Source organism: Polaribacter sp. (assembly GCF_965656025.1).
Taxonomy (GTDB): Bacteria; Bacteroidota; Bacteroidia; order Flavobacteriales; family Flavobacteriaceae; genus Polaribacter.
In genome coordinates this window covers 12,857-14,315 of sequence record NZ_CBFHJT010000063.1, presented here as the reverse complement: position 1 = coordinate 14,315, position 1,459 = coordinate 12,857, and the positions used below count along the sequence as shown (strand labels likewise).

Below are 1,459 nucleotides of genomic sequence, written 5' to 3'. Positions count from 1 at the left end.
TTCGAAGAATGTGAAAAGCTAGCTGTAGAAACAGGGTATCCTGTGATGTTAAAAGCCTCTGCAGGTGGTGGTGGTAAAGGTATGCGTGCTGTTTGGAAACCCGAAGATTTAAAAGAAGCTTGGGACTCTGCAAGACAAGAATCTAAAGCTGCTTTTGGTAATGATGATATGTACATGGAAAAACTGATAGAAGAACCAAGACATATAGAAATTCAAATTGTTGGAGATTCTTTCGGAAAAGCATGCCACTTATCAGAAAGAGATTGTTCTGTACAAAGACGTCATCAAAAATTAACAGAAGAAACACCCTCTCCTTTTATGACAGATAAATTGAGAGATGACATGGGTAACGCAGCCGTAAAAGCAGCTGAATTTATAAAATATGAAGGCGCAGGAACTGTAGAGTTTTTGGTAGATAAACACAGAAACTTCTATTTTATGGAAATGAATACACGTATTCAAGTAGAGCACCCAATTACAGAAGAAGTAGTAAACTACGATTTAATTAGAGAACAAATATTAGTAGCAGCAGGTGTACCAATTTCAGGTAAAAACTACTATCCGCAATTGCACTCTATAGAGTGTAGAATAAATGCAGAAGATCCACATAATGGTTTTAGACCAGCACCTGGTAAAATTACAACACTACATACTCCTGGTGGTCATGGTGTAAGAATGGATACACATGTGTATGCAGGTTATATGATACCACCAAATTACGATTCTATGATTGCAAAATTAATTGTAACTGCTCAAACAAGAGAAGAAGCAATTAATAAGATGAAAAGAGCTTTAGATGAATTCGTGATAGAGGGTGTAAAAACAACAATTCCTTTTCACAGACAATTAATGGATCATCCAGATTATGTTGCAGGAAACTATACCACAAAATTTATGGAAGATTTTACAATGGAATAATTTTATTTTATTACTAGATATAAAAGAGAGAATACATTTTTTGTATTCTCTTTTTTTTTATCTTTAGAACATAGATAGCGAATTAGAATGAAAATTGACGGTATAGATAAAATAATTATCAAAAGATTAATCGAAGATGCAAGAACCCCTATTTTAAGTATTGCAAGAGAAGTGGGTGTTTCTGGTGCAGCAATACATCAAAGATTAAGAAAATTAGAAAAATCGAAACTTATAGGTGGGTATCATATGGTAATTAATCCTGTTTCTTTGGGGTATAATACTACTGCTTTTGTAGGTGTATATTTAGATTCTTCAAGTGATGTTGCATCCATTTTAAAAAAAATAAAACAAATACCAGAGGTTATAGAGTGCCATTACACAACAGGTAATTATGCTATTTTTTTAAAAGTACTTTGTAAAACTAATAAAGGCTTAATGAAAATTTTGAGCAGTTATATACAATCCATACCCAATGTTCTTAGAACAGAAACCTTTATATCTCTAGAACAACAAATTAATCGCCAAATAAAACTTTAATATG

General features: G+C 32.6%; 2 protein-coding genes. Both read left to right on the top strand.

Annotation, left to right across the window (positions count from 1 at the left end; translation table 11 throughout):
- On the top strand, positions 1-918 hold a 918-nt coding region (locus tag ACTG3S_RS11425), incomplete at its 5' end, for an ATP-grasp domain-containing protein (RefSeq protein ID WP_439129480.1).
- Positions 919-1,005: 87 nt separating this feature from the next.
- On the top strand, positions 1,006-1,455 hold the full coding sequence (locus ACTG3S_RS11420) for an Lrp/AsnC ligand binding domain-containing protein (RefSeq protein WP_439129479.1): 450 nt from the start codon (positions 1,006-1,008) through the stop codon (positions 1,453-1,455).
- Positions 1,456-1,459 lie beyond the last annotated feature (4 nt).

Bases quoted from the DNA above. Each gene is read 5' to 3' on its own strand.
- ACTG3S_RS11420 (WP_439129479.1), top strand. From the start codon at position 1,006: ATGAAAATTGACGGTATAGATAAAATAATTATCAAAAGATTAATCGAA.